The sequence below is a fragment of the Streptomyces sp. R44 genome, assembly GCF_041053105.1.
In the GTDB taxonomy this organism is placed as follows: domain Bacteria; phylum Actinomycetota; class Actinomycetes; order Streptomycetales; family Streptomycetaceae; genus Streptomyces.
In genome coordinates this window covers 4,943,531-4,968,611 of sequence record NZ_CP163444.1, presented here as the reverse complement: position 1 = coordinate 4,968,611, position 25,081 = coordinate 4,943,531, and the positions used below count along the sequence as shown (strand labels likewise).

Below are 25,081 nucleotides of genomic sequence, written 5' to 3'. Positions count from 1 at the left end.
TCCGGCGCCCCGAGGGGAGCCGGAGGGCCGGCGGGTCAGTGGCCGGAGAGCCGGTCCCGGTGCGCGAGCCCGTGAATCCCCTCCACGCACGCCTATTCCTGACTACCCGTCAGTTCTGTAATCTGACTGAACGTCAGGTCATCTGTCTTGGGCGGAAGGGTGGAGCGGAACGATGCTCGGATCGACTCACGGCACCTTCACCACCGATCTCCGCGCCCGCGTGGTCGCCTGCGGAGAGACACCCAGGGACGCCGTGCACGGCGTCACCGCCGTCGCCGGCGACCTGGACGTCAGCGGGCGGCCCCTGCACCTGCCCGTCCCCGACCTCGACCGGTTCTTCCGGCCCGAGTCCGTCGCGGTGATCGGCGCCTCCGACGCCGAGGGACGGCCCAACACCGGCATCACCCGGCAGCTGCTCGCCTGGGCCGAACGGGTCGGCGCCCGGCTCGTGCCCGTCCACCCGACGCGTACGAGCGTCTTCGGGATCGACTGCGTGCCCTCCGTCGGCGCGCTCGCCGAACCCGTGGACCTCGCCGTCCTCCTCGTCGCCGACCCGCTCCCCGTGATCGAGGAACTCGCCGAGACCAAGGTGAAGTTCGCCGTCGCCTTCGCCTCCGGCTTCGCCGAGACCGGCGAGACCGGCGCCGCCGCACAGGAACGCCTCGCCGCCGCCGTCCGCCGCTCCGGGCTCCGCCTCCTCGGCCCCAACACCAACCTCAACGCCTTCGAGCGCTTCCGCGACGACCTCGAAGGCCCCGCCGTCGCCCTCATCACCCAGTCCGGCCACCAGGGACGGCCCGTCTTCACCCTCCAGGAGCTCGGCGTCCGCCTCTCCCACTGGGCGCCCACCGGCAACGAGGCCGACCTGGAGACCGCCGACTTCCTCTCGTACTTCGCCGGACGCCCCGAGGTCGGGGCCATCGCCTGCTACGTCGAGGGGCTCAAGGACGGCCGCTCCTTCCTCCTCGCCGCCGACCGGGCCGCGCGCGAGGGCGTCCCCGTCGTCGCCGTGAAGGTCGGCCGCACCGAGACCGGCGCCCGCACCGCCGCCTCCCACACCGGGAAGCTCACCGGCGCCGACCGGGTCGTCGACGCGGCCATGCGGCAGTACGGGGTGATCCGGGTCGACGGGCTCGACCAGCTCCAGGACACCTCGGCCCTCCTCGCCCGCGCGCGCCGGCCGGTCGCCGACGGCGTCGTCGTCTACTCCATCTCCGGCGGTACGGGAGCCCACTTCGCCGACCTGGCCACGGCGGCCGGCCTCTCCCTGCCGGTGCTCCCGCAGGCCAAGCAGGACGAACTCCACCAGTGGATCCCGGACTACCTGAACGTCGCCAACCCCGTCGACAACGGCGGGCACCCGGTGGGCGACTGGCGCGGCCGGAAGATCATCGACGCGATCCTCGCCGATCCGTCGGTCGGGGTGCTGATCTGTCCCATCACCGGCCCCTTCCCCCCGATGAGCGACAAGCTCGCCCAGGACCTCGTCGACGCCGCCGAGGCCACCGACAAGCTGGTGTGCGTGGTCTGGGGCTCCCCCGTCGGCACGGAGGAGGCGTACCGCACGACCCTCCTCGGCTCCTCGCGCGTCGCCACCTTCCGTACCTTCTCCAACTGCATCGGGGCCGTGAAGGCCTATCTCGACCACCACCGCTTCACCGCCGCCTACCGCTCCCCCTTCGACGAGGCCCCCCGCACCCCCTCCCCGTCCCTGCGCAAGGCCCAGGCCCTCCTGCGCCCCGGCCGGCGGCTCAGCGAGCACGCGGCGAAGCAGCTGCTCCGGGCGTACGGGATACGGGTGCCGCGCGAGCAGCTCGTGACGAGCGCCGCGGCGGCCGTCCGGGCCGCCGGGCTCGTCGGCTACCCGGTCGTGATGAAGGCCTCGGGCGCCCAGCTCGCGCACAAGACGGAGCTGGGCCTGGTGAAGGTCGGCCTGACCTCGGCGAGCCAGGTGAGGGACGCCTACCGCGAGCTGACGGACATCGCCCGGTACGAGTCGGTGGACCTCGACGGCATCCTCGTCTGCCAGATGGTCGGGCGCGGGGTCGAGATGGTGGTGGGCGTGACCCACGACGAACTCTTCGGCCCGACGGTCACCGTGGGCCTCGGCGGCGTCCTCGTCGAGGTCCTGAACGACACCGCCGTCCGCGTCCCGCCCTTCGGGGAGCACGAGGCCCGCTCGATGCTCGGCGAACTGCGCGGCCGGGCCCTGCTCGACGGCGTACGCGGCGCCCCGCCGGCCGACGTCGACGCGCTCGTCGAGGTCGTGCTCCGGGTCCAGCGAATGGCCCTCGAACTCGACGGCGACCTCGCCGAACTGGACATCAACCCGCTGATGGTGCTGCCGCGCGGGCAGGGGGCGGTGGCCCTGGACGCCCTCGCGGTCTGCCGATAGGAGCTCCTGTGTCCGACGTCCTGCACACCGTCGAGAACGGCGTCTCATGGATCACGCTCAACCGCCCCGAGGCGATGAACGCGGTCACCTGGGACCAGCGGGAGCGGATCATCGCCCTGCTCGCGGACGCCTCCGCCGACCCGGAGGTGCGCTGTGTGGTGGTGACGGCCACCGGCCGCGGCTTCTGCGCGGGCGCGGACCTGCGGGGCGCGCCGTCGACGGGCGAGCGAAGCGAGATGGGGGTCCCCCCGGCCGGAGGCCGGGGGAGGGTGGCCGGGGACGTGGCGCGGATGATCCGGCTCGGCGCGCAGCGCTTCATCTCCGCCGTACTGGACTGCGAGAAGCCGGTGATCGCGGCGGTGAACGGGACGGCGGCCGGGATCGGGGCCCACCTCGCCCTCGCCTGCGACCTGGTGCTCGCGGCGGACTCGGCACGCTTCATCGAGGTGTTCGTCCGCCGGGGCCTGGTCCCCGACGGCGGCGGCGCGTACCTGCTCCCCCGGCTGATCGGGCCGCAGCGGGCGAAGGAGCTGATGTTCTTCGGCGATGCGGTGTCGGCGACGGAGGCGCTCGGCATGGGCCTGGTGAACCGGGTCGTCCCGGCCGAGGAGCTGCCGAAGACGGCCCGGGAATGGGCCGAACGCCTCGCCCAGGGCCCGACACGGGCCCTGACCCTCACGAAACAACTGGTCAACGCCTCCCTGGACGTGGACCGCACCGTCGCCTTCGCGGCGGAGGCGTCGGCCCAGGAGATCAACATGACGACGAGGGACGCCCAGGAGGGCGTGGCGAGCTTCGTGGAGCGGCGGGAGGCGCGGTACGAGGGGCGGTAGCGGAGGCTGTCGTACCGGAACCCTAGAGTGTGGCCCGCATATGCCACACACCGCTCCGGGGGGAACGGAATGCCCAACTCCGCGCGCTCGCGCAAAAGATCACGAAGATCCGGAAGATCCCTTCTTCTGGTTCCCGCCCTGCTGACGGCCCTCCTGGGCCCCCTGCTCCCGACGGGCACGGCGCTGGCGGCGTCGTCGACGCCCTCGGTGGTGTCCGAGCCCACGCCGGATCCCACCACGGATCCCACGCCGGATCCCACCATGGAGCCCACGCCGGATCCCACGACGGACCCGACGCCCGCGCCGACACCGACGGTCGAACCGACACCGACGGTCGAACCGACACCGGCCCCGACGGCCGATCCCTGCCCCGCCCTGCCCCTCGCCCCGCTGAACGGCCCCGGCGACGCGTCCCGCCCGTTCGTGGTGGGCCCGGACGGCCACGCCTGCTTCACGGTCACCGTGGAGAAGCCGGGCCTGCACCGGGTGCTCGTGGAAGGCGGGATCGGGAACATCACGTTCCTCTCCGGCGGAACACGTGTCGCCTGCCCCGAGCTGACCAGCAGCCCCTGCGAGCTCGCCGCCGGCACGTACACGCTCGACCTCACCCGTGGTGGCTCGACGAGCGCTCAGGTCGCGGTCGTCCCGCTGATGGCGGGCCCCGGCTGCTCCGCCCCCGCCGACACCGCTTTCGGCACGGCCCCGGTGACCGGGACCTCCTCCGGTGACCTCGGCGTGGTCTGCCACCCCTTCACCGCCGCTCAGGGCGAGCTGGTCAAGACGGCCCTCGGGCCGCGCGCTTCCGCCAACGTCAGCGCGTGGATCACCGACGACACGGGCAAGTGGCTCTGCAGCGTCGGCTACGACTGCGTCCTGCCCGCCGGGGTCGGCGGCTACCGCGTCCTCGCGCACCTCGACCCCAACGCCGGCGTCTACCCCGTCCCGTACACCCTGACGGTCCGGCAGCTCTCCCACCCGACGGGATGCGCGGTCGTCGGCGTGACGCCCTACGGTTCCGCGCCCGCCGAGGTCTCGCCCCCGGCCGAGTGCAAGACCTTCACGCCGACCGCGACGAGCGCGTACGGGCTGGAGAGCCGCACGGCGTCCGGCGGCATCGGCGAGATCGGCATCTACGGGCCGAACGGACGGATCTGCCAGTATCTGGTCTCCTGCACGCTCACCGCAGGCGTCACGTACACCCTGGTCACCAGCGACACCGTGCGGATCCTCGACCGGACCTCCGCCGCGGAGGGCTGCGAGGACGTGTCGCTCGGCCGGCCCCATCAGGGCTCCTTCACCGCGCCCGCCGAGGTCGACTGCGTGAACCTGCCCGTGCCGCAGGGCGCCCACGTGGCGATCCTGGCAGCCACCTCCGCCGACGGCGTGAAGCCCGGCGGCTTCACGGTCCTCGACGCCACCGGCACCACGCTCTGCTGGTCCGATGCGGTACTGGCCGCGGGCACCTGCGTCCTCGGCGGCACGGCCCCCTACCGCGCCATCGTGAACAGGGGATACGTGAGCGCGGCCACCGGCTCCTACGCACTCGTCGTCCGCCGCACGGACGCGCCGAGCGACTGCCGGGCCTTCCCCGCGGGCGACTTCGGCACGGACTCGGCCCGGGCGACCCTGAGCACCGGCGTCGACGTCTTCGCCGACTGCCTGACGATCCCCGCGGACGACCACTCCGCGCACGAGCTGATGACCCTCGCCCCCGTGTCGGGTGCCAGCCGGGCCCTCGACATCAGCGTCCTCGACGAGCACGGCGAGCAGGCCTGCGCCGACCAGGCGTACGGGGAGAACCTGCTGGACTGCGTCCTGGTCCCCGGCCTCTCGTACACGGTCCTCGTCCAGGGCGACGGCAGGCCCGCCGAGCACACCCTCACCCGCCGGGACGTCACCGGCACCGCACGCGGCTGTGTGGAGACCCCCGCCACGGCGGTGGGCGCCCCCTCCCCGGAGGGTGTCCCGGCCGAGCCCGGCACGCTCCTGTGCCACCGGGTGACCACGGCCGACGCGCGGGACACCCTGCACCTGAACGTCCGGTACACGGCGGCGGGGCGCGCGACCGGATTCGGGGTGTACGACGCGAACGGCGAGGCCGCGTGCGAGGACTTCGCTTCGGGCTGCGCCGTCACCGGGTCCACCGGCTACCAGGCGATCGTCGAGGTCGGCACGGGTGACACCACCGCCCCCGCCTACCGCTTCGACGCCCTCCGCATCGGCACGGCCACCGGGCCCGCACCCGAGTGCGTCAGGGTTCCGGACGTCACCTACGGCTTCGGGCCGCTCGCCGGAACGCTGAGCGAGCAGAAGCCGGCGCTGTGCGCGGTGCTCCCGACGGCGTCGTACGACTGGCTCAAGCTGTCGTTCGCGCCCGCGCTCGAACGCTTGAAGTCGCCGACGCCGTGGCTGTACGACGGGACGGCCGGCCAGAGCGTCTGCGACCGGACCAGCAGCGGGTACTACAGCTGCAGCGTGCCGTCCGAGGACAGTTACGGCGGCGACCCCCGGCCGACGACCCTCGTGATCGGGCTGCCGTCGATTCCCGCGCAGGCCCCGACCGACGTACAGGCCACGGCGTACTGCCCGTACGGCTGCGGCACCGTGACCCGCACGGTCACCGCCGTCGGCCCCGGCACCGTCGGCGCCGGGACGATCACGATGAAGGTCACCGGAGCCGCGCTGCACGAGAAGGACGTGGTCGAGGTCGCCGGCGGCACCTACCGCGCCCGGTCGACGACCGTCTCCGTCACGCCCGACCGGCGGGGCATGGAGGTCTCCCTGGACCTGACGAGCGCCCCGCGCACCGCGCTGAGCCTGAGCGTGCTCACGCACGACGGCGAGCGGTACTCCCTCGGCACCGTCACCGTCATCGCCCCCCTCCACACCACGGTCGCCCCCGTCGTCGCCGGCACCGCCGTGATCGGCGGGAAGGTCACGGCGAACGCCGGGACCTGGTCGCCTGCGCCGGAGTCGTACGCGTACCAGTGGCGGGCCGACGGGGTCGCGATCGCCGGAGCCACGGCGTCCACGTACACGATCCCCGCCGCGCTCCAGGGCAAGCAGCTGTCCGTGGCCGTGACCGCGCGGAAGGCCGGGCATCCCGTCGTCACGGCGACGAGTGCCGCCGTGGTGGTGAAGGGCCTCGCGCCCCAGCCCACCAAGGTGCCGTCCGTCTCCGGGACCGTGCGGGTCGGGAGCAAGGTGACCGCGGTCGTCGGCACCTGGTCGCCGACGCCGACCTCGTACGCCTACCAGTGGCGGGCGAACGGCGTCGCGATCGCGGGGGCGACCGGGGTCTCGTACGTGCCCGCCGCGTCCGTCCTCGGCAAGAAGCTGACGGTGACCGTGACGGCGCTGCGGACCGGGCACCTGAACGGGGCGTACACGACGGGCGCGTACACCGTCGGCGTGGGTCTCGCGCCGAAGGCGACGGTCGTTCCGTACGTCACGGGCACGGTCCGGGTCGGGCGGACGCTCACCGTGAACCGGGGTACGTGGACGCCGGCGCCGACCTCGTACGCGTACCAGTGGTACGCGAACGGGCGGGCGATCAGCGGGGCCACGAAGACGACGTTCCTGCTGACGAAGGCCCAGCGCGGGCTGAAGATCACCGTCCGCGTGACGGCCTACCGGACCGGGCACACGGCGGGTGTCGCCTGGACCCGGGCCACGGTGACGGTCGCCGGATAGGCGATCGGTGGCCGTCGTCCCCGAGGGCTTCCCATCTGACGCACCGTCAGTTTCAATGAGTGGTGTGATGGGACACGCGGGGATGGCGGCCACCGTCGTCCGACACCTGAGAGCGGCCGGTTCGCCGACGGCCGTGGAACCACTGCCCCGGCCGGTGCTGCGCGCCGTACGGGAGGACGAGCGGCCACCCGTCGACGCGGCCGAGTTCCGCCGCGTCCTCGGGCACTTCGCCAGCGGCGTCACGATCGTGACGGCCCTCGACGCGGACGGTCCTGCGGGCTTCGCCTGCCAGTCCTTCGCCTCCCTCTCCCTCGACCCGCCCCTGGTCGCCTTCATGGTCGCCCGGACGTCGACCACCTGGCCCCGGATCGCGGCGGCGGGCTCCTTCTGCGTCAACGTCCTCGGCGCGGGGCAGGTCGAACTGTGCCGGTCCTTCGCGGTGAGCGGCGCCGACAAGTTCGCGGGCGTGGAGTGGGGGCCGGCCCCGTCGACGGGCTCCCCGCGGCTCGCGGGCGCGCCCGCCTGGATCGACTGCACGATCACGGCGGTGCACACGGGGGGCGACCACCTGATCGTGGTGGGGCGGGTGGAGAGCCTGGGCGCGGAGGAGGAGTCCGAGCCGCTGCTGTTCCACCGGGGCCGCTTCGGCCGCTTCAGCGCGTAGCCCGTTGTGGGCAGGCGTTCCGCAAGGGGCGGCGCCCACCCCGTTGTGGGCAATCGTTCCGCAGGGGCGGAACGGGTGGGCACAACGGACGGCGCCCCTTGCCGGGCCTAGGCTCCCGCGCCTGAACCCGCACCACGTCGTGCGCCGCGCAAGGTGGTGCGGGCCAGGGCGCGGAACGCGGAGGCGCCGCGAAAGGGCGCCGTCCCGTGTGCCCACCCGTCCCGCCCTGCGGGACGATTGCCCACACGGGGCGTGCGGGTCAGGCGTCGATGAGGTTCAGGTCCACGATCAGACCGCCCGTCAGGAAGGCCGTCAGGACGGCCAACGTGCCCCAGAGAAGCAGCCCCACGAAGTAACCCCGCCGCGCCGCGCGGGTGAGGAGCGCCGCCACGGCCAGCACCGCACCGCCCGCCACCCACCCCCACACGCCGCCGACCGGCGCGAGGAGGGTCCCGGCGAGGGCCGCCAGGGACAGCTGCCACCAAACGGGGCGGCCTCCGAACCTGCCCCCCAGGTCCTCGCCGAGCAGCACCACGGGCAGGACGAGGACGGCGGAGACCGCGAAGGCTGCGAGCACTCCGGCCACCGCCAGCAACGGCAGCGCCATCAGGAGCATCCCGCCGCCGCCGGTGTCCTCCCCCGGATCCGGCTCCATGCTCAGGCCGACCGTCATCAGCGCCGCCAGGGCCACCCCGGCCTCCAGGCACAGGGCCAGCGTCGAGACCCTCAGCATCCGGGCAAAGCTCCGCCCGCCGTCAGGACCGCTCATCGGCGATCACCCCCTGACGGTCATCATGCTCCTGCCAGGGACACCGGCTCCGTCCGGGGTCGGCTGATGACCAGGGCCATCAGGGCCGCCGCCGCGCACAGGGCGCCGGAGGCGTACCAGACGACGTCGTACGTGCCGAAGACGTCACGTGCCACGCCGCCCGCGAAGGCGACGGCCGCCGCGCCGACCTGGTGGGAGGCGAGGACCCAGCCGAAGACGATCGCCGAGTCCTCGCCGTAGTGCTCGCGGCACAGGGCGATCGTCGGCGGCACGGTGGCGACCCAGTCCAGGCCGTAGAAGACGATGAAGAAGAGCATCGGCGGGTGCACCGAGGGCGCCAGGAGCATGGGGAGGAACAGCAGCGAGATGCCGCGCAGGGCGTAGTAGACGGCCAGCAGGCGCCGCGGCGAGAAGCGGTCCGTGAACCAGCCCGAGGCGACCGTGCCCACGACGTCGAAGACGCCGATCACCGCAAGGAGGCCCGCCGCCGCCGTGACCGGCATGCCGTGGTCGTGCGCTGCCGGGACGAAGTGCGTCTTGACCAGGCCGTTCGTGGAGGCCCCGCAGATCGCGAACGAGCCGGCGAGGAGCCAGAACGGGCCCGTGCTGGCAGCCTTGAGGAGGACCGTGACCGCGCGCCGCGCCGCGCCCGTGACCGGGGCCGGCTTCTCGACGTACTCCCCGCCGTACGGGGCCAGCCGGACGTCCGCCGGGTGGTCCCGGAGCAGCAGCCAGACGAAGGGCACCACCGCGAGGGCCGCGAGGGACACCGTGACGGCGGCCGGGCGCCAGCCGTGCTGTTCCACCAGCCAGGAGAGCAGGGGGAGGAAGATCAGCTGGCCCGAGGCGCCGGCCGCCGTGAGGATGCCCGTGACCAGTCCCCGCCGCGCCACGAACCAGCGGTTCGTGACCGTCGCCGCGAAGGCGAGGGCCATGGAGCCGCTGCCGAGGCCGACGAGGATGCCCCAGAAGAGGACCAGCTGCCAGGCCGCCGTCATCCAGACGGTGAGGAGCGAGCCCGCCGAGATGATCGTCAGGGCGACCGCCACGACCCTGCGGATGCCGAAGCGGTCCATCAGGGCGGCGGCGAACGGCGCCGTCAGGCCGTACAGGGCGAGGTTCACCGAGACGGCGAAGCCGATCGTCCCCCGCGACCAGTGGAACTCCTCGTGCAGCGGCTCGATCAGCAGGCCCGGCAGGGAGGCGAAGGCCGCGGCGCCGATGATCGTGACGAAGGTGACCGCCGCGACGAACCAGGCGCGGTGGATGCGGGGGGTACGGGGCTGTCCCGCGGGTGTACGAGTAACCGTCTCGGTTGTCTGGGCCATGCCATTGAGCATTCCGGGCCGCTCCCTCCCCCTGCCATTGGCCCGAATGACAAGTTTCCAACGGATCGGGACAACGGATCGGGACACGGGGCGGGACAGGGGACTTACACGCGCGGCAGCGTTCTGATCGGTCTCACCACCAGCAGCGCCGCCACCACGAGCACCGCGATCCCCGCCCCCGTCAGCAGCACCCGCTCCGCACCGACCACCGCCGCCACCGGCCCCGACAGGGTGCGGCCGACGCCCATCATCAGGAGCGAGCCGGCCACGTCGTACGCGTGCATCCGGTTCAGGGCCTCCTGCGGCACGTGCGTCTGGACCGAGGTGGACCACATCACCAGCCAGAAGGCGAAGGCCGCCCCGCCGACGAACTGGCCCGCCCCCAGCAGGACCACCGGGGCGCCCAGGCCGAGCAGGGCCAGGTTCACCGGCAGACCCAGGAGCGCCACCGCGCCCGACGCGAGGGGGCGGCCCGGGCGCAGCCGGATCGCGAGGAGGCCGCCGACCGCGCTGCCGGCGCCGTTGACGGCCATGAGCACGCCGTACGCCGCGGAGCCGTGGTCCTCGGTGACCAGGCTCGCGGTGAGCGGCACCATCGGTCCGGCGACGGTCAGTCCGTACACCGTCCAGATGGAGATGACGCCCCACAGCCAGTTCCGGGAGCGGAACTCCCGCCAGCCGCCGACGAGTTCGGCGCCGAGGGAGTCGCGCCGGGCGGTGTCGGACGGGATCGGCGTGAGGCGTATCAGCAGGAAGCAGACGGCGCTGACGGCGAAGGTGACGCCGTTCACGGCGAAGGCCGCGCCCGCGCTCCACAGGGCGACCAGCAGGCCCGCCGCGGCCGGTCCCGCCATGGTCATGAGGGCCTCGACGACCCGCAGGACGGCGTTGGCGCGCTGCACGTCGGGAGCGATGCGCGGGATGGTGGAGGCGACGCCCGGCTGGAAGAGCGCGGCGCCGATCCCGCTGAGCACGGACAGGGCGTACACGGCCCAGAGCGGCGGGCTGCCGAGCGTGAAGGAGACGGCGAGGACGACCGCGCCGGGCAGCCGGAGCAGGTCGGCGAGGATCATCATGCGGCGGGCGGTGAACCGGTCGGCGAGGACGCCACCGAAGAGCACGAAGAGCGCGAAGGCGGCGGTCCAGCCGCCGAGCGCGTAGCCGACGGTGGAGCCGGGGTGGCCGGCGCCGAGGAGTCCGGCGGCGAAGGCGACCGGGACCATGCCCTCGCCGAAGACGGCGACGCCCCGGGCGACGAAGAAGAGCCGGAAGTTACGGTTCCACAGCGCGGGCGGCGCGACCGGGGCGTTCGGCTCGACCGGGGCGGGAATCCGCCCGGCGGCCTCAGACTTGTACGTGTTGTCCGTCACGGACAAGTAGAGCTACCAGCAGGTGGTCTGGACCACCAGCGATTTACGGAGGGAGTACCGCCCGTGCAGCAGCCGCACCGCGTCGCCGTTCTCGCCCTGCCCGGCATCCTCCCCTTCGAGCTGGGCATCCCGCACCGCATCTTCGGCCGCGCGAAGGACTCCGAGGGCCGACCGCTGTACGAGATCGTCACCTGCGCCCCGGCCGCCGGTCCCGTGCGGACGGACGCCGACTTCTCGATCCACGTCGAGCACGGCCCGGAGGCGCTCACCACCGCCGACACGGTCGTCGTCCCCGCCTCGTACGAGCTCGGGCCGGTCTACGACGAGGGCAGGCTCCCCGAGGAGCTGGCGGCGGCGCTCGCGCGGATCCGGCCCGGCACCCGTCTCGTCTCCATCTGCACCGGCGGGTACGTCCTGGCCGCCGCCGGTTTCCTCGACGGGCGCCCGGCCACCACCCACTGGTCGTCCGCCGAGCACTTCCAGCGGCTCTTCCCGAGCGTGCGGGTCGACGCGGACGTGCTGTTCATCGACGACGGCGACGTCCTCACCTCGGCCGGCGTGGCCGCCGGGATCGACCTGTGCCTGCACATCGTGCGCCGCGACCACGGCACGGCCGTCGCCAACGACGTCGCCCGCAGGACCGTCGTCCCGCCGCACCGGGACGGCGGCCAGGCCCAGTACATCGAGCGGCCCCTGCCGGAGGCCGGCACGCACACCACGACCGCCGCGCGGGCCTGGGCGCTCGCCCACCTCCACGAGCCGATCCAGCTGCGGGACCTGGCGGAGAAGGAGTCGATGAGCGTACGGACGTTCACGCGCCGTTTCCGCGACGAGGTCGGCATCAGCCCCGGCCAGTGGCTCACCCAGCAGCGCGTCGAACGCGCCCGGCACCTCCTGGAGTCCACCGCCCTGCCCGTCGACCGGGTCGCCCAGGACGCGGGCTTCGGCACGGCCCAGTCGCTGCGCGTGCACCTGATGACGGCGATCGGGGTGACGCCGACGTCCTACCGGCGGACCTTCCGCGCCTCGACGGGCGCGGACTCTTCCGTCTGAGACGCCGGGGCGAGCCCGGCGAGCCGCCACTCCCCCGCCGCGCCGACCGCCGTGAGCAGCACCGTCAGGCCCACCCCCCAGAGGATCGCCGTCGACGGCGCCACCACCTTCAGGAGCCCGCCCGCGAGGGTGCCGCTGGCCGCGTAACCCGCGCCCACCGCCGCGTACATGAGCGAGTACCCGGCGGCCAGCGCGCCCGGCGGGAGCACCTGCCGCAGCGCCAGGTTCCGGGTGAGGCTCGCGGGCGCCTGGAGCAGCCCGGCGGCCACGAGCGCGACCGCGATGGCCGTCGTCCAGGGCAGTACGGCGACCAGGGCGACGCCCGCGGCCACCGCGAGGACCAGGACCAGGGACTGCACGGCCAGGGGGCCGGGCCAGCTCCCCCGGAGGCCGTACACGAACGCGCCGACCGCCGAGCCGATCGAGAACCCGGCGAGCAGCGGACCCGCCCAGCGGATGTCGATCCCGCGCTGTTCGAGGAGCGCGGGCAGGATCAGCTCGGCGAGTGCGAGCAGGGTGAGACCGGCGGCACCCAGGACGTACACCGGCCAGGCCCGCAGCAGCGCCCGCCGCATCGAGGCACCCTCCTCCCGCGCGGCGGCGGCCCAGCCGGCCGGCAGCAGCCACAGCCCGGCCACGGAAAGCCCCATCAGGGAGCCCTGGAGAAGGAGCGGTACGGCGGGGGCGACGCCGAGCGCCAGACCCGTGGTGAGCGCGGGCGCGGCCGCCCAGATCCCGAAGGTCAGCATCGACTCCATGCTCATCGCCTGGGTGACGGCCCGTTCCGGGACGAGGCTGGTGAGCAGCGCCCGCAGCGCGCCGGGCACGGCGGCGGGTCCGGCGCCCGCGAGCAGCGCGAGGGCGGCGAGGACGACGGGGTGGGCGCCGGGCGCGAGCCCGAGCCCGGCGAACCCGACGGCACCGGCCGCGAGCCCGACGACGAGCTGCGGCCGGGCCCGTTCGGGGTCGAGCCGCATGCCGAGGACGGGCGCGGCGACGATCTCCCCGAGGACGTACGCGGCGGCGAGGACGGCCCCGAGCGTGTAGCCCCCGGGCCGCTCCCGCACGAGGAACACGAGCGCGAGCGGCGCCATGGCGACGGGCAGCCGACCGGTGACCATGACGGCGGACCAGACGAGGACGGGGCGGGTGGCGAGCTCGCGGTAGGACATGCGGGGACGCTAACGGCCGCGCGGGCCCTGGGCCCACCCCGTTGTGGGCATGCGTTCCGCAAGGGGCGTGGGGGTCCCCCCTGCTCGAGCGAAGCCGAGAGCTTGGGGGAGGGTGGGCACACGGACGGCGCCCTTGCCGGCGCCAGAGGCTTCCGCGCCCCGACCCGCACCACCAGCTCGGTGCACGGGGTGCGGGTCAGGGCGCGGAACGCGGAGGCGCCGCGAGAGGGCGCCGTCCCGTGTGCCCACCCGTCCCGCCCTGCGGGACGATTGCCCACACGGGGGGGGTGGGCTCAGAACGTGAGGACCCCCCGCGCCACCCTCCCCCGCTCCGCGTCCTCCGTCGCTCGGGCGAAGTCCTCCACCGGGTACGTCGCCGTGACCAGTTCGTCCAGGAGCAGGGTTCCCGAGCGGTAGAGCTCCGCGTACAGGGCGATGTCCTTCTGCGGGCGTGAGGAGCCGTACCGGCAGCCCAGGATCGACTTGTCCAGGAACATCGCGGCCGGCAGGAAGCTCGCCTCCGCCTTCGGCGCGGTCATGCCGAGCAGGATCGCCTGGCCGTGCCGGTCGAGGAGGTCGATCGCGGTCCGGACGAGCCCCGTGTGACCGACGCACTCGAAGACGTGGTCGGCGCCCGTGGGCAGGATGTCCCGTACCCCGTCGGTGGAGGCGAGGAAGTGCGTCGCCCCGAACTGCCGGGCCACCGCCTCCTTCTCCGGGTTGGTGTCGACGGCGACGATCGTCAGCGCGCCCGCGATCCGGGCGCCCTGGAGGACGTTGAGGCCGATGCCGCCGGTGCCGATGACGACGACGGTCTCGCCGCGGCCGACCTTCGCCCGGTTGAGTACGGCCCCGACGCCGGTGAGGACGCCGCAGCCCATGAGGGCGGCGGAGGTCAGCGGGATGTCCTGCGGGATCTTCACGGCCTGGACGGCCTTGACGACGGTCCGTTCGGCGAAGGACGAGTTGGACGCGAACTGGAACAGCGGCTGCCCGGTCGACGCTCGTGAGAACGGCTGCCCCGGCATCCCGATCGCCTTCCGGCACATGGTCGGCCGGCCCCGGTCGCAGTCGGCGCAGGCGCCGCAGTTCGCGAGCGTGGACAGGGCGACGTGGTCGCCGGGGGCGACGTGCGTGACCCCCGGGCCCACGGCCTCGACGACCCCGGCGCCCTCGTGGCCGAGGACGACGGGCGGGGGGAAGGGGATGGTCCCGTCGATGACGGACAGGTCGCTGTGGCAGAGCCCGGCAGCGGCTATGCCGACGAGCACCTCCCCCGGCCCCGGGTCCCGTACCTCCAGGTCGTCGACGACCTGGACCTGCTTCCCGTCGAAGACGACGCCTCTCATGATCCGTTCCCCCTGCCCGTGTTGGGGCGCTCGCCGGCGGCCGCCGCCCTCGCCATCTCCTCCAGCTGCGCCAGCATCGGCATGGGGTCCGTCCCGACCGTCCCGGGCAGGAAGTCCGCGATGCGTTCGGGGGTCCAGCCGCCGCCCTCCGCGTACCCGGCGCGCAGCTCCCTCGGCTGGGCCCAGACCGCGATCTTGGGTCCGGCGATCGTGTACACCTGGCCGGTGATCCTCTCCTCGCGGGCCCGCTCGCTCAGCAGGTAGACGACGAGCGCGGCGACGTCCTCCGGCTCTCCGATCTCCTTGAGCTCCATGGGGACGTTCGCGGACATCCGGGTGCGGGCCACGGGCGCGACGGCGTTCGCGGTGACGCCGTACTTGTGGAGGCCGAGGGCCGCGCTGCGGACGAGCGAGATGATCCCGCCCTTCGCGGCCGAGTAGTTGGCCTGGGCGACGGAGCCCTGGTGGTTGCCGCTGGTGAAGCCGATGAGCGTCCCGCCGCCCTGCTTGCGCATGACGGCGGACGCGGCCCGGAAGACGGTGAAGGTGCCCTTCAGGTGGGTGGCGACGACGGGGTCCCACTCCTCCTCGGACATGTTGAAGAGCATCCGCTCGCGCAGGATGCCGGCGACGCACACGACCCCGTCGATCCGCCCGTACTCGGCGAGGGCGACGTCGACGATCCGCTGTCCGCCCGCCATGGTGGAGATGTCGTCGGCGACGGCCACCGCCGATCCGCCCGCCGCCTCGATCTCCTTCACGACCGAGGTCGCGACCTCCGAGGTCGGCTCGCCGCCCTCGATCGACACCCCGTAGTCGTTGACGACGACCTTCGCGCCCTCCGCCGCGCAGGCGAGGGCGACGGCGCGGCCGATGCCGCGCCCCGCTCCCGTCACGGCGACGACCTTGCCAGCCAAGAAGTTCCCCACGCCCGGCCCCTTCCCGCACTTTCTGACGGTCCGTTAGATTCGTTCGTCGTCAGGATTCTACGGTCCGTCAGATACCGGAAAACAAGACCCCGGAGGCCCCGATGTCTCTTCCCGCCGCCTTCCACGAGATCGCCAAGCGCATCAACAACTGGGGCCGCTGGGGCCAGGACGACGAGATCGGCACCCTCAACCTCGTCACCGACGAGGTCGTGCGCGAGGCCGTCGCCACCGTCCGCACCGGCCACCGCGTCCCGCTCGCCCTCGACCTCAAGCAGGACGGCGTGCAGACCGGCATGATCCCGGGCAGGGTCAACCCGCTCCACGTCATGGTCCAGGTCAACCAGGAGCTCTTCGGCCCCGGCACGGTCGCCACCAGCGACGACGCCGTGACCCTCGGGCTCCAGGCCGGCACCCACTGGGACGCCCTGACGCACGTCTCCCACTCGGGCCGCATCTACAACGGCCGCCCCGCCGCGACCATCACCCCGCACGGCCGCTCCGAGTTCAGCGGCATCCACACGGCCCGCCACCTCGTCAGCCGCGGGGTGCTCCTGGACGTGGCCGCCGCGAAGGGCGTGGACCGGCTGCCGGGCGACCACGCCGTCACCCCGGAGGACCTCGACGAGGCGGCGGAGTTCGGCGGGGTGACCGTACGGTCCGGGGACGTCGTCCTCGTACGGACCGGGCAGATCCAGAGCTACCTGGCCGGGGACAAGCACGGCTACGCGTTCCCGTCACCGGGGCTCTCGGTCCGTACGCCGGAGTGGTTCCACGCCCATGACGTCGCCGCTGTCGCCAACGACACGCTCACGTTCGAGATCTTCCCGCCCGAGATCGAGGACCTCTGGCTGCCCGTGCACGCCCTCGACCTGGTCGAGATGGGGATGCTCCAGGGGCAGAACTGGAATCTGGAGGCTCTGTCCACAGCCTGTGCACAAGAAGGGCGCTACGCCTTCCTGCTCTCCGCGATGCCCGAGCCCTTCGTCGGCGGCACGGGCACACCGGTGGCCCCGGTGGCCATCCTGTAGGACCTCGCGGGGCGGCGGCGCGCTCGCACGCGATCCCCCTCGGGCGGCGGCGCGCTCGCACGCGCCCCGAGCACGGCACGGCCCGCCGCCACCCGGCCGCGACCCGCACACGCCGAGGGACACGGCCCTCGGCTCCCCTCGCCACGAATCGCTCACAACAGAGTGGGCAAAACGGAACGAATCGTCAACAGCGCACCCGGCCGGGCGACAGCGTCGACACCGTCGTCGGCACGGGCGCGACCCGGTCCACCTCGCACCAGATGCTCTTGCCGGCGCCCTCCGGCTGCCAGCCCCACCGGTCCGCGAGCCCGTCCACGAGCTCCAGGCCGCGTCCGTTGGTGTCGTCGCCCTCCGCATGCCGGGGCCGCGGCGGCCGGTCGCTCGCGTCGGCGACCTCGACCCGCACCCCGCTGCCCTCCGCGGCGAACAGCATCCGCAGCACGGCCGGGCAGCCCGTGTGCACCACGGCGTTGGTCACGAGCTCGGAGATGAGCAGCACCAGCGTCTCGGCGAGCGGCTCGTCGTCCCCTATGCCCGACCCGGCGAGCCGCGACCGGGCCCACCTCCGGGCTCGTCCCACCTCTGCCGGGTCCGGCCCGACCTCCAACTGAACCTGAAGCACCTGCACCGCTCACACCATCCGAACCGGCGGACACACCTTTACGGAACGTGATTCCCTTGTGGGACAGCATGGTTGACGTACAGTCACCGCAACAAGCGCTTCGGGCATATTCCAGCGCGAAGGAGTACGCATGGTCCATACTGTGCGACGCACGCTGCGGGTAGTCGAACGCCGGGCGCGAGCGGCGGGCATTCCCGGCCGCGGAGCCACCACAGGGGCGACACCGGGACGATCCGGGCCAACGAGCACTCGCATCCCACGGAGCGTACCGGAGGCGGAGGCCGACTCCGGGCCGTGACGGCCCCACCGAAGGACACAACCCGATATCAACATTCCGTGACGCGTCGCACGCGCAGCGCTACAGTCCCGCGGCCACCGTCTCCTCGGCCCGGGCGGCGGTCATCCCCAGCTCGGCCCGCACCCAGGCCCGCTTCAGATGCAGGTGGACGTCGGCCTCCCAGGTGAACCCCATCCCCCCGTGCACCTGAAGACAGTCCCGCGCGTTGCGGACCGCCGCGCCGTCGGCGAGCAGCTTGGCCCCGGCGATCTCGACGGGATCACCGGTGACGGCGGCGGCCCACACGGCGGCCCGCGCGAGCTCGACCCGCACGAGCATCCCGGCGCAGAGATGCTTCACGGCCTGAAACCCCCCGATGACCTGCCCGAACTGCGCCCGCGTCCGCGCGTACGCCACCGCCGCGTCGGTGGTGGCCTGCGCACTGCCCACTTGTTCGGCGGCGGTGAGGAGAGTGGCCTCCGCCGCCCCCGTTGTGGGCAGGCGTTCCGCAGGGCGGAACGGGTGGGCACAACCCCCGGTGCCGGGCACCCGATGGAGCGGCGTCAGCGGATCGACCGACCGCACGGACACCGCACCCGTGACATCACCCACCACCACATCGGCCTCGTCCAGCCAAGGGACCAGCCCCTCGTCCACAGAGGTCACCACGACAGCCCCCTCCGCCGCCCCCGGCACGGAACCCGCCGCAAGGTGCGTCGCCACCACCGGCCCCGGCAGCAGCACCCTCCCCGCCTCCTCGAAGACGAGGACCGCCTCGGGCAGCCCGAGCCCGACGCCCCCCTCCGCCTCCGGGAGCCGCAGCGCGAAGAACCCGGCGTCGCCGAGCTCCCGCCAGAGGTCCCGGTCGAGCCGCCCGGCGGAGACGGCGCTCCGCAGCGCCTCCCGGTCGAAGAGCCGCGCGAGCAGCTCCCGCACCCCCGTCCGCAGCGCCCGCTGGTCCTCCGTGAGTCGGAAGTCCACGACAGAGTCACCGCCCCTTCGGCAGGCCGAGGATGCGCTCGGCGACGATGTTGCGCTGGATCTGGGAGGTGCCGGCCGCGATCGTGTACGAGAGCGAGGACAGCCGGTCGAGGGTCCAGTCGCGGCCGAGGTCGAGCGCGTCGGGTCCGAGGACGGCGGCGGCCGCGTCGTACAGCTCCTGGCGGGCGTGCGAGTAGTGCAGTTTGAAGACCGACCCGCCGGCCCCGGGCACCCCGCCCGACGCCTGGGCCTCGCTGACGTTGGCCTGCGTGAGCCGCCACAGCGCCTGGAACTCGGCGGAGAGCCTGCCGAGCCGGCGGCGCAGGACGGGGTCGTCCCAGGTGCCGTTCTTCCGGGCCGTACGGGCGAGTTCGCCGAGGAGCCGGCGGCAGGCGACGACCTCGCCGACGAAGGCGGTGCCGCGCTCGAAGGACAGGGTCACCATGGTGACCCGCCAGCCGTCGTTCTCCTCCCCGACCCGGTGGGACACCGGCACCCGCACCTCGTCGAGGAAGACCTCGGCGAACTCGGTGGACCCGGCGAGGGTCCGCAGCGGCCGTACGGTGATGCCGGGGGCGTCCATGGGCATGGCGAGCCAGGTGATGCCCCGGTGCTTGGGGGCCTCGGGGTCCGTGCGGACGAGCAGCTCGCACCAGTCGGCGACCTCGGCGTGCGAGGTCCAGATCTTCTGGCCGGTGACGACGTACGCGTCCCCGTCCCGTACGGCCTTCGTCCGCAGGGAGGCGAGGTCCGACCCGGCGTCCGGCTCGCTGAAGCCCTGGCACCAGACCTCGTCGCCGCGCAGGATCGGCGGCAGCCACCGGGCGCGCTGCGCCTCCGTGCCCTCGGCGGCGATGGTGGGGCCGGCGTGGAGCAGGCCGACGAAGTTGGCGCCGACGTAGGGCGCGCCGGCGCGTTCGGTCTCCTCCAGGAAGATGAGGCGCTGGGTCGGGGAGGCGTCCCAGTGGGTGTCGGCGTATCCGGCGTCGTACAGGCGTCGCTGCCAGCCGCAGTCGTACGCCCGCCGGGCCGGCCAGTCGAGCGGGTCGGGCCGCTCGGGGAGGCCGGGCAGGGTGGCGGCGAGCCATTCCCGCAGACGGGCGCGGTAGGCCTCCTCCTCGTCCGTGCAGGAGAGGTCCATCAGACGATCCCGAGACCGAGCATGCGGATGGCGTTGCCGCGCATGAGTTTGTAGATCGTCTCGTCGTCGAGGCCCTGGACGTGGTCGAGGGCGACTTCCTTGGTGTGGGGGAAGGTCGAGTCGACGTGCGGGTAGTCGGTCTCGAAGGTGGCGTTGTCGCGTCCCACCACGTCGAGCGAGGCGATGCCGTGCTTGTCGCGGAAGAAGCAGCAGAAGATCTGCCGGTAGTAGTACGTGGACGGGGGCTCGGGGATGAGGTCGCGGACCCCGCCCCAGGCCCGGTGCTCCTCCCAGACGTCGTCGGCGCGTTCGAGGGCGTAGGGGATCCAGCCCATCTGGCCCTCGCTGTAGGCGAGCTTGAGCCGCGGGAACTTCACGAGCACCCCGCTGAACAGGAAGTCCATCATCGAGGCCATGGCGTTGTTGAAGCTCAGCGAGGCCTGGACGGCGGGCGGGGCGTCGGGGGAGGCGGCCGGCATCTGGCTGCTGGAGCCGATGTGCATGTTCACCACCGTCCCGGTCTCCTGGCAGACGGCGAAGAAGGGATCCCAGTACCCGGAGTGGATCGACGGGAGCCCGAGGTGCGTCGGGATCTCGGAGAAGGTGACGGCCTTGACCCCGCGCGCGGCGTTGCGCCGGATCTCGGCGACGGCCAGGTCGATGTCCCAGAGCGGGATGATGCAGAGCGGGATCAGCCGGCCCCCGCTGTCCCCGCACCACTCCTCGACCATCCAGTCGTTGTAGGCGCGGACGCAGGCGAGGGCGACCTCCTTGTCGTGGGCCTCGGCGAAGGTCTGCCCGCAGAAGCGGGGGAAGGTGGGGAAGCAGAGGGAGGCCTCGACGTGGTTGAGGTCCATGTCCTTGAGACGGGCGGCCGGGTCCCAGCAGCCGCGGCGCATCTCCTCCCGTGTGATCCCCTCCAGGGTCATGTCGTCGCGGTCGAAGCCGACGGCGGCGATGTTCCGCTTGTACGGGAACTTGAGGTCCTCGTAGATCCACCAGTCCGTGGGCGGGCCTTCGGGGTCCATCGTGATCTGGTACTTGCCGGCGACGTAGGCGAGCTCGCCGATGCCGGCCGTGAGGGGCTGCGGCCCGCGGTCGCGGTACTTCTTCGGGAGCCAGGTCTCGAAGAGGTGGGCGGGCTCGATCACGTGGTCGTCGACGCTGATGATGCGGGGCAGTTCCGTCATGGAGCCTCTCCCGGATTCGGCGGACCGTTCGCGGCCCGTTACGGCGGACCGCTTCCGGCCCGTTTCTGATGACCCGTCAGATCTGACGGGATCAGGCTAGCCCCGCACCCCTGGACCGACAAGCGCCCGACCTCTACGCTCACCGCACGATCTGACGGAACGTCAGCCATGAGGAGTACGGACGAGAGGAGTACGGTCATGAACGAGACCGCGCACGCACTCGGCGAGTCCCGGACGCTCTGGGAGCTCGTCGAGCGGCGCGCCGCCCTCACCCCCGACCGGCCCGTCCTCCTCCAGGACGACCGCGTCCTCACCTTCGGCGGACTCCGCGAGCGCGCCGAGCGCTGCGCCGCCGGCCTGTACGGGATGGGCGTGCGCCCCGGCACCGTCGTCGCCTGGCAGCTGCCCACCCGCATCGAGACCGCCGTGCTCTCCTTCGCGCTCGCCCGCATCGGCGCCGTGCAGTCCCCGGTGATCCCCTTCTACCGGGGCAAGGAAGTCGGCTTCGCGCTGCGCGAGTCCAAGGCCGAGTTCTTCGCCGTCCCCGGAATCTGGCGCGGATTCGACCATGCGGAGATGGCGCGGAGGCTCGGCGCGCGCGGGATCTTCGAGGCGTACTCCCCCGAGAGCCTCCCCGACGGCGACCCGGCCGTGCTCCCTCCCCCGCCCGCCTCCGGCACCGACGTCCGCTGGATCTACTGGACCTCCGGCACCACCTCCGACCCCAAGGGCGTCCTGCACACCGACCGCTCGCTCCTCGCCGGCGGTTCCTGCCTCGCCCACGCCCTCCAGCTCACCTCGGAGGACATCGGCTCGATGGCCTTCCCGTACGCGCACATCGCCGGGCCCGACTACACGGTGATGCTCCTGCTGTACGGGTTCCCGGCCGTGATGTTCGAGCAGTTCGCGCTGCCGGAGGCCCTCGACGCGTACAACCGGCACGGCGTCACCGTCGCCGGCGGCTCCACAGCCTTCTACGCGATGTTCCTCGCCGAGCAGCGCAAACAGCCCGGGAAGCCCGTCATCCCCACCCTCCGCCTGCTCGCGGGCGGCGGCGCGCCCAAGCCGCCCGAGATCTACCACGCCGTGCGGAAGGAGCTGGGCTGCCAGCTCACCCACGGGTACGGGATGACCGAGGTCCCCATGATCACGATGGGCGCCCCCGACGACACCGCCGAGAACCTCGCCTCCACCGAGGGCCGTCCGCCCGCCGGCATGGAGATCCGGATCACCGCCGACGGCGAGGTCCGGCTCCGCGGCGAGGCCGTCTGCCGGGGCTATCTCGACCCGGCGCAGACGGCCGCCGCCTTCGACGAGGACGGCTTCCTCATCACCGGCGACGTCGGGCACCTCACGCCGAGCGGCCACCTCGTCCTCACCGGCCGCATCAAGGACATCATCATCCGAAAGGGAGAGAACATCTCGGCCAAGGAGATCGAGGACCTCCTCCACCGGCACCCGGACGTCGGCGACGCCGCCGTCATAGGCCTCCCCGACGCCGAGCGCGGCGAACGCGTCTGCGCCGTCGTCGAACAGCCCCCGGGCGCCGCCCCGCTCGCCCTTCCGCAGCTCACCGCCTTCCTGCGGGAGGCCGGGCTCTCCGTCCACAAGCTGCCGGAACAGCTGGAGGTGGTGGAAGCCCTGCCCCGCAACGACACCCTGCGGAAGGTCCTCAAGTACCAGCTCAGGGAGCGCTTCGGCCCGGCGCCCCGGTGACCTCCGCGAGGGCCTCCGGCACGTCCTCGTACACGTCGAAGAGACGCCGCACGCCCAGCGCCGAGAGCACCCGGCCGACGTGCCCGCCGTCCCGGTCCGCGGCGTCCACGGGCAGGATCAGGCGCAGCCGGCCGCCGCAGGAGCGGAGCAGCCGGCGCGACGCGATCAGCACGCCGACACCGCTGGAGTCGCAGAACCGCACGGCCGACAGGTCGATCACCAGATCGTGGCGGCCGCCCGCGACGGCGTCGTGGACACGTCGGCGTATCAGGGGGGAGGTGACCAGGTCCAGTTCCCCCCGGACGCGGAGAACCGTCCAGGGGCCGTGCTCGTCCTCGTCGACATCGATCGTCGTCACGGACGCCGCCTGCCCCACGAGCAGGCCGCGAAACCCCCGGCGTGAGGGATGACGCTTTCCTTACCATCCGCATCCGCGTCAAGGGCGCACTTGCGGCAAACAGGAGTGCGCTGTCCGAGCGGCGCATTACTTTGGAGGAGAACCGGGACGGAGGCCCTCATGGCGATGGACACACCACCGCGCTGGGACCGCAGGATGCAGCAGCGGCTGGCGCGCGGAGAAGCCGCCGCCCTCGGCGAGTTCTACGACCGGTTCGCCGCCCTCGTGCACAGCCTCGCCCACCGGGTCCTCGACGACGACGCGGCGGCCGACCAGGTCACCCGCGAGGTCTTCGGCTACATCTGGGAGAACCCCGACTCGTACGACCCGAAGCAGGGCAACATGCGCTCGTGGGTCGCCAAGCTGACCCAGCGGCAGGCCGTGCACCGGCTGCGGCAGGCCGAGACCCTGGCGTACGCGGAGACGGGGCTCGGCTCCGCCGAGGAACTGGAGCAGAAGGTCCACCGGGCCTCGGTCGCCGCCCGCGCCGACTACATCGTGACCTCCATGCCCGCCCCGCTGCGGGCCGCGCTCGAACTGGCGTACTTCCAGCGGCGCGACTACCGGCAGACCGCCGCCGACCTCGGCGTCACCGAGGACGAGGCCCGCCGGCGCCTCCGCCTCGGCCTCCAGCTGCTCTCCTCCGCGAACACCCGGCCGCTCGAAGGGTCCTCGCCGCCCGGCTACGGACGGACACCGTGACCGGGGCGAACGGCGACGGCGACGACGTCGCACGCGCCCCCTGGATACCGGGACCGCGCCGGTCCGCCGACGACCACGCGGACCTGACGGCACCGCTGCCCCGTGAGCCGGAGGAGGTGGAGGAGCCGGAGGAGCCGGAGGAGCCGGAAGTACCGGACCTCAGCCACAACGTGCTCAAGTCCCTGCTCGGGGCCTGGGCGCTCTCGGCGTGCTCCACCGGCGAGACCAAGGCCGTCGAGAACCACCTCACCGGGTGCGCGCCCTGCGCCGACGAGGCCCTCCGGCTCCGCGACGCCGTCGCGCTCCTCCACGAGGACCGCGACCTGGACCTCGACCCGCTGCTCCGCTCCCGGGTCCTGGAGAACTGCCTGGGCCGCCGCCCCGCCCGCATCCCCGTCCCCGACTGGGTCACGCCCTACGACGCCGAGACCGCCCGGCTCGACGCGCTCCTCCGGGACATCGGCGAGTCCGAGTGGCACGCGCCGGTACGGCTCAAGTGGTACGAGGAGGACCGCGTGGTGCGCCGCAAGGCGACCGTCGCGGCGGTCATCGGACACCTCCTGGCGGTGGACGGCCTGGTGTCGGCCGCCCTCGGCCTGGACGACCCGCTCGGCGCCGGGGTCCCGGAGCTGTCCCCGACGGATCGGACGGAAGCGTTCTGGTCGGCCCTGGACCGGCCGCCGAACCGGTCCCTCCGCGGTCCGTGGCGGGACCAGTCGCACGCGCTGATCCGTACGGTCGCGTTCGCGGGGCGGGGCGTGGCGGACCTGACGGTCGGCTACAAGGACTTCGCCCTCCCGCTCCGGGACTCCCTCCTGGAGCGGGCCTTCGAGTGCTGGCTGCACGCGGACGACATCGCGACGGCGGTCGCCTACCCGTACGCGCCGCCCAGCGGGGCGCACCTGCACGGCATGATCGACCTCGCGGCCCGGCAGCTCCCGGCGGCCCTCGCGAACCGCCGCCGCACGGGCCTGGCCGGCCCCGCCAAGGAACTCGTCGCCGCGGGCGCGCCCGGCCGCTCGCTCCACCTGGAGGTGGAGGGCGCGGGCGGCGGCCACTGGTACATCTCCCTGGACTCCCCGGCGGCCCTCGGCTCCCCGGAGCGGGCGGTGGCGCAGGTCGCGATGGACGGGGTGGAGTTCTGCCAGCTGGTGGCCGGGCACATCACGCCGGAGGAGGCGGCGGCGGGGCAGGACGGGGACCGGGAGGCGATCCGCGACGTCCTGTCGGCAGCGGCGTCCCTGAGCCGGCTGTAGGGCCCGGGCCCCCCGTTGTGGGCAATCGTTCCGCTGGGGCGGAACGGGTGGGCACAACGGACGGCGCCCTTGCCGGCGCCAGAGGCTTCCACGCCTGGACCCGCACCCCGTGCACCGAGCCGGTGGTGCGGGTCCAGGCTCGGAACGCGGAGGCGCCGCTGAGGGCGCCGTCCCGTGTGCCCACCCGTCCCGCCCTGCGGGACGATTGCCCACACG

The 25,081-nt window shown here is 73.1% G+C and carries 20 protein-coding genes; 9 read left to right on the top strand and 11 right to left on the bottom strand.

Annotated features, from left to right (window positions below):
* Positions 1 to 172 precede the first annotated feature (172 nt).
* The 4 genes from AB5J54_RS23180 to AB5J54_RS23165 all read left to right on the top strand — a co-directional run bounded on the left by AB5J54_RS23180 (position 173) and on the right by AB5J54_RS23165 (position 7,585).
* Positions 173 to 2,395 (top strand): acetate--CoA ligase family protein, encoded by a 2,223-nt coding sequence (locus AB5J54_RS23180; protein ID WP_369145833.1) that lies wholly within the window; start codon positions 173 to 175, stop codon positions 2,393 to 2,395.
* A gap of 8 nt (positions 2,396 to 2,403) precedes the next feature.
* Positions 2,404 to 3,228, top strand: a complete 825-nt coding sequence (locus AB5J54_RS23175) for an enoyl-CoA hydratase/isomerase family protein (RefSeq protein WP_369145832.1) — start codon at positions 2,404 to 2,406, stop codon at positions 3,226 to 3,228.
* Positions 3,229 to 3,489: 261 nt separating this feature from the next.
* Positions 3,490 to 6,921, top strand: coding sequence for a hypothetical protein (locus AB5J54_RS23170; RefSeq protein ID WP_369145831.1), 3,432 nt, complete (start codon positions 3,490 to 3,492; stop codon positions 6,919 to 6,921).
* Between the two features lie 67 nt (positions 6,922 to 6,988).
* On the top strand, positions 6,989 to 7,585 hold the full coding sequence (locus tag AB5J54_RS23165) for a flavin reductase family protein (RefSeq protein ID WP_369145830.1): 597 nt from the start codon (positions 6,989 to 6,991) through the stop codon (positions 7,583 to 7,585).
* A gap of 259 nt (positions 7,586 to 7,844) precedes the next feature.
* Here AB5J54_RS23165 and AB5J54_RS23160 read toward each other — a convergent pair whose 3' ends face one another.
* The 3 genes from AB5J54_RS23160 to AB5J54_RS23150 all read right to left on the bottom strand — a co-directional run bounded on the left by AB5J54_RS23160 (position 7,845) and on the right by AB5J54_RS23150 (position 11,058).
* On the bottom strand, positions 7,845 to 8,318 hold the full coding sequence (locus AB5J54_RS23160; RefSeq protein WP_369145829.1) for a hypothetical protein: 474 nt from the start codon (positions 8,316 to 8,318) through the stop codon (positions 7,845 to 7,847).
* 59 nt (positions 8,319 to 8,377) lie between these two features.
* Positions 8,378 to 9,682, bottom strand: coding sequence for an MFS transporter (locus tag AB5J54_RS23155; protein WP_369145827.1), 1,305 nt, complete (start codon positions 9,680 to 9,682; stop codon positions 8,378 to 8,380).
* 104 nt (positions 9,683 to 9,786) lie between these two features.
* Positions 9,787 to 11,058 carry an MFS transporter gene (locus AB5J54_RS23150; RefSeq protein ID WP_369145826.1) on the bottom strand — a complete coding sequence of 424 codons (1,272 nt, stop codon included), beginning with the start codon at positions 11,056 to 11,058 and terminating at the stop codon, positions 9,787 to 9,789.
* Between the two features lie 57 nt (positions 11,059 to 11,115).
* Here AB5J54_RS23150 and AB5J54_RS23145 point away from each other — a divergent pair, with 57 nt between their 5' ends.
* Complete coding sequence (locus tag AB5J54_RS23145) at positions 11,116 to 12,105, top strand: GlxA family transcriptional regulator (protein WP_369145825.1); 990 nt, start codon at positions 11,116 to 11,118, stop codon at positions 12,103 to 12,105.
* On the opposite strand, the gene AB5J54_RS23140 is transcribed toward AB5J54_RS23145, so the two are convergent.
* The 3 genes from AB5J54_RS23140 to AB5J54_RS23130 all read right to left on the bottom strand — a co-directional run bounded on the left by AB5J54_RS23140 (position 12,057) and on the right by AB5J54_RS23130 (position 15,555).
* A complete protein-coding gene (locus AB5J54_RS23140; protein ID WP_369145823.1) occupies positions 12,057 to 13,277 on the bottom strand; it encodes an MFS transporter in 1,221 nt (406 codons plus the stop codon). The genes AB5J54_RS23145 and AB5J54_RS23140 overlap by 49 nt on opposite strands.
* A 293-nt stretch (positions 13,278 to 13,570) precedes the next feature.
* Complete coding sequence (locus AB5J54_RS23135) at positions 13,571 to 14,626, bottom strand: Zn-dependent alcohol dehydrogenase (protein ID WP_369145821.1); 1,056 nt, start codon at positions 14,624 to 14,626, stop codon at positions 13,571 to 13,573.
* Complete coding sequence (locus AB5J54_RS23130; protein WP_369145819.1) at positions 14,623 to 15,555, bottom strand: SDR family NAD(P)-dependent oxidoreductase; 933 nt, start codon at positions 15,553 to 15,555, stop codon at positions 14,623 to 14,625. The genes AB5J54_RS23135 and AB5J54_RS23130 overlap by 4 nt, the downstream gene beginning before the upstream one ends.
* A 101-nt stretch (positions 15,556 to 15,656) precedes the next feature.
* Here AB5J54_RS23130 and AB5J54_RS23125 point away from each other — a divergent pair, with 101 nt between their 5' ends.
* Positions 15,657 to 16,583 (top strand): cyclase family protein, encoded by a 927-nt coding sequence (locus tag AB5J54_RS23125; RefSeq protein ID WP_369145818.1) that lies wholly within the window; start codon positions 15,657 to 15,659, stop codon positions 16,581 to 16,583.
* Between the two features lie 184 nt (positions 16,584 to 16,767).
* On the opposite strand, the gene AB5J54_RS23120 is transcribed toward AB5J54_RS23125, so the two are convergent.
* The 4 genes from AB5J54_RS23120 to AB5J54_RS23105 form a co-directional block, all read right to left on the bottom strand.
* Positions 16,768 to 17,211: an ATP-binding protein gene (locus tag AB5J54_RS23120; protein ID WP_369145817.1), complete on the bottom strand. Its 444-nt coding sequence runs from the start codon at positions 17,209 to 17,211 to the stop codon at positions 16,768 to 16,770.
* Positions 17,212 to 17,563: 352 nt separating this feature from the next.
* Entirely contained in the window at positions 17,564 to 18,463 is a 900-nt protein-coding gene (locus AB5J54_RS23115) for an acyl-CoA dehydrogenase family protein (RefSeq protein ID WP_369145816.1), read from the bottom strand.
* 7 nt (positions 18,464 to 18,470) lie between these two features.
* The gene (locus AB5J54_RS23110) at positions 18,471 to 19,604 is read right to left on the bottom strand and encodes an acyl-CoA dehydrogenase (RefSeq protein WP_369145815.1); all 1,134 of its coding nucleotides are present in this window, start codon (positions 19,602 to 19,604) and stop codon (positions 18,471 to 18,473) included.
* Positions 19,604 to 20,794 (bottom strand): amidohydrolase family protein, encoded by a 1,191-nt coding sequence (locus AB5J54_RS23105; protein WP_369145814.1) that lies wholly within the window; start codon positions 20,792 to 20,794, stop codon positions 19,604 to 19,606. The genes AB5J54_RS23110 and AB5J54_RS23105 overlap by 1 nt, the downstream gene beginning before the upstream one ends.
* A 198-nt stretch (positions 20,795 to 20,992) precedes the next feature.
* Between AB5J54_RS23105 and AB5J54_RS23100 the strand changes: the two genes are divergently transcribed.
* Positions 20,993 to 22,510, top strand: coding sequence for a class I adenylate-forming enzyme family protein (locus tag AB5J54_RS23100; protein WP_369145813.1), 1,518 nt, complete (start codon positions 20,993 to 20,995; stop codon positions 22,508 to 22,510).
* On the opposite strand, the gene AB5J54_RS23095 is transcribed toward AB5J54_RS23100, so the two are convergent.
* A complete protein-coding gene (locus AB5J54_RS23095) occupies positions 22,479 to 22,868 on the bottom strand; it encodes an STAS domain-containing protein (RefSeq protein ID WP_369145812.1) in 390 nt (129 codons plus the stop codon). The genes AB5J54_RS23100 and AB5J54_RS23095 overlap by 32 nt on opposite strands.
* A 159-nt stretch (positions 22,869 to 23,027) precedes the next feature.
* On the opposite strand from AB5J54_RS23095, the gene AB5J54_RS23090 reads away from it, so the two are divergent.
* Complete coding sequence (locus tag AB5J54_RS23090; RefSeq protein WP_351185086.1) at positions 23,028 to 23,609, top strand: sigma-70 family RNA polymerase sigma factor; 582 nt, start codon at positions 23,028 to 23,030, stop codon at positions 23,607 to 23,609.
* Positions 23,606 to 24,865: a maleylpyruvate isomerase N-terminal domain-containing protein gene (locus AB5J54_RS23085; protein WP_369145811.1), complete on the top strand. Its 1,260-nt coding sequence runs from the start codon at positions 23,606 to 23,608 to the stop codon at positions 24,863 to 24,865. The genes AB5J54_RS23090 and AB5J54_RS23085 overlap by 4 nt, the downstream gene beginning before the upstream one ends.
* Positions 24,866 to 25,081: the final 216 nt, after the last annotated feature.

Excerpts from the sequence above, each read along its gene's own strand:
- AB5J54_RS23180 (WP_369145833.1), top strand. The coding sequence starts at position 173 with ATGCTCGGATCGACTCACGGCACCTTCACCACCGATCTCCGCGCCCGC.
- AB5J54_RS23170 (WP_369145831.1), top strand. The coding sequence starts at position 3,490 with ATGGAGCCCACGCCGGATCCCACGACGGACCCGACGCCCGCGCCGACA.
- AB5J54_RS23165 (WP_369145830.1), top strand. The coding sequence starts at position 6,989 with ATGGGACACGCGGGGATGGCGGCCACCGTCGTCCGACACCTGAGAGCG.
- AB5J54_RS23160 (WP_369145829.1), bottom strand. The coding sequence starts at position 8,318 with ATGCTGAGGGTCTCGACGCTGGCCCTGTGCCTGGAGGCCGGGGTGGCC.
- AB5J54_RS23155 (WP_369145827.1), bottom strand. The coding sequence starts at position 9,682 with ATGGCCCAGACAACCGAGACGGTTACTCGTACACCCGCGGGACAGCCC.
- AB5J54_RS23140 (WP_369145823.1), bottom strand. The coding sequence starts at position 13,277 with ATGTCCTACCGCGAGCTCGCCACCCGCCCCGTCCTCGTCTGGTCCGCC.
- AB5J54_RS23135 (WP_369145821.1), bottom strand. The coding sequence starts at position 14,626 with ATGAGAGGCGTCGTCTTCGACGGGAAGCAGGTCCAGGTCGTCGACGAC.
- AB5J54_RS23125 (WP_369145818.1), top strand. The coding sequence starts at position 15,657 with ATGTCTCTTCCCGCCGCCTTCCACGAGATCGCCAAGCGCATCAACAAC.
- AB5J54_RS23110 (WP_369145815.1), bottom strand. The coding sequence starts at position 19,604 with ATGGACCTCTCCTGCACGGACGAGGAGGAGGCCTACCGCGCCCGTCTG.
- AB5J54_RS23105 (WP_369145814.1), bottom strand. The coding sequence starts at position 20,794 with ATGACGGAACTGCCCCGCATCATCAGCGTCGACGACCACGTGATCGAG.
- AB5J54_RS23100 (WP_369145813.1), top strand. The coding sequence starts at position 20,993 with ATGAACGAGACCGCGCACGCACTCGGCGAGTCCCGGACGCTCTGGGAG.
- AB5J54_RS23090 (WP_351185086.1), top strand. The coding sequence starts at position 23,028 with ATGGCGATGGACACACCACCGCGCTGGGACCGCAGGATGCAGCAGCGG.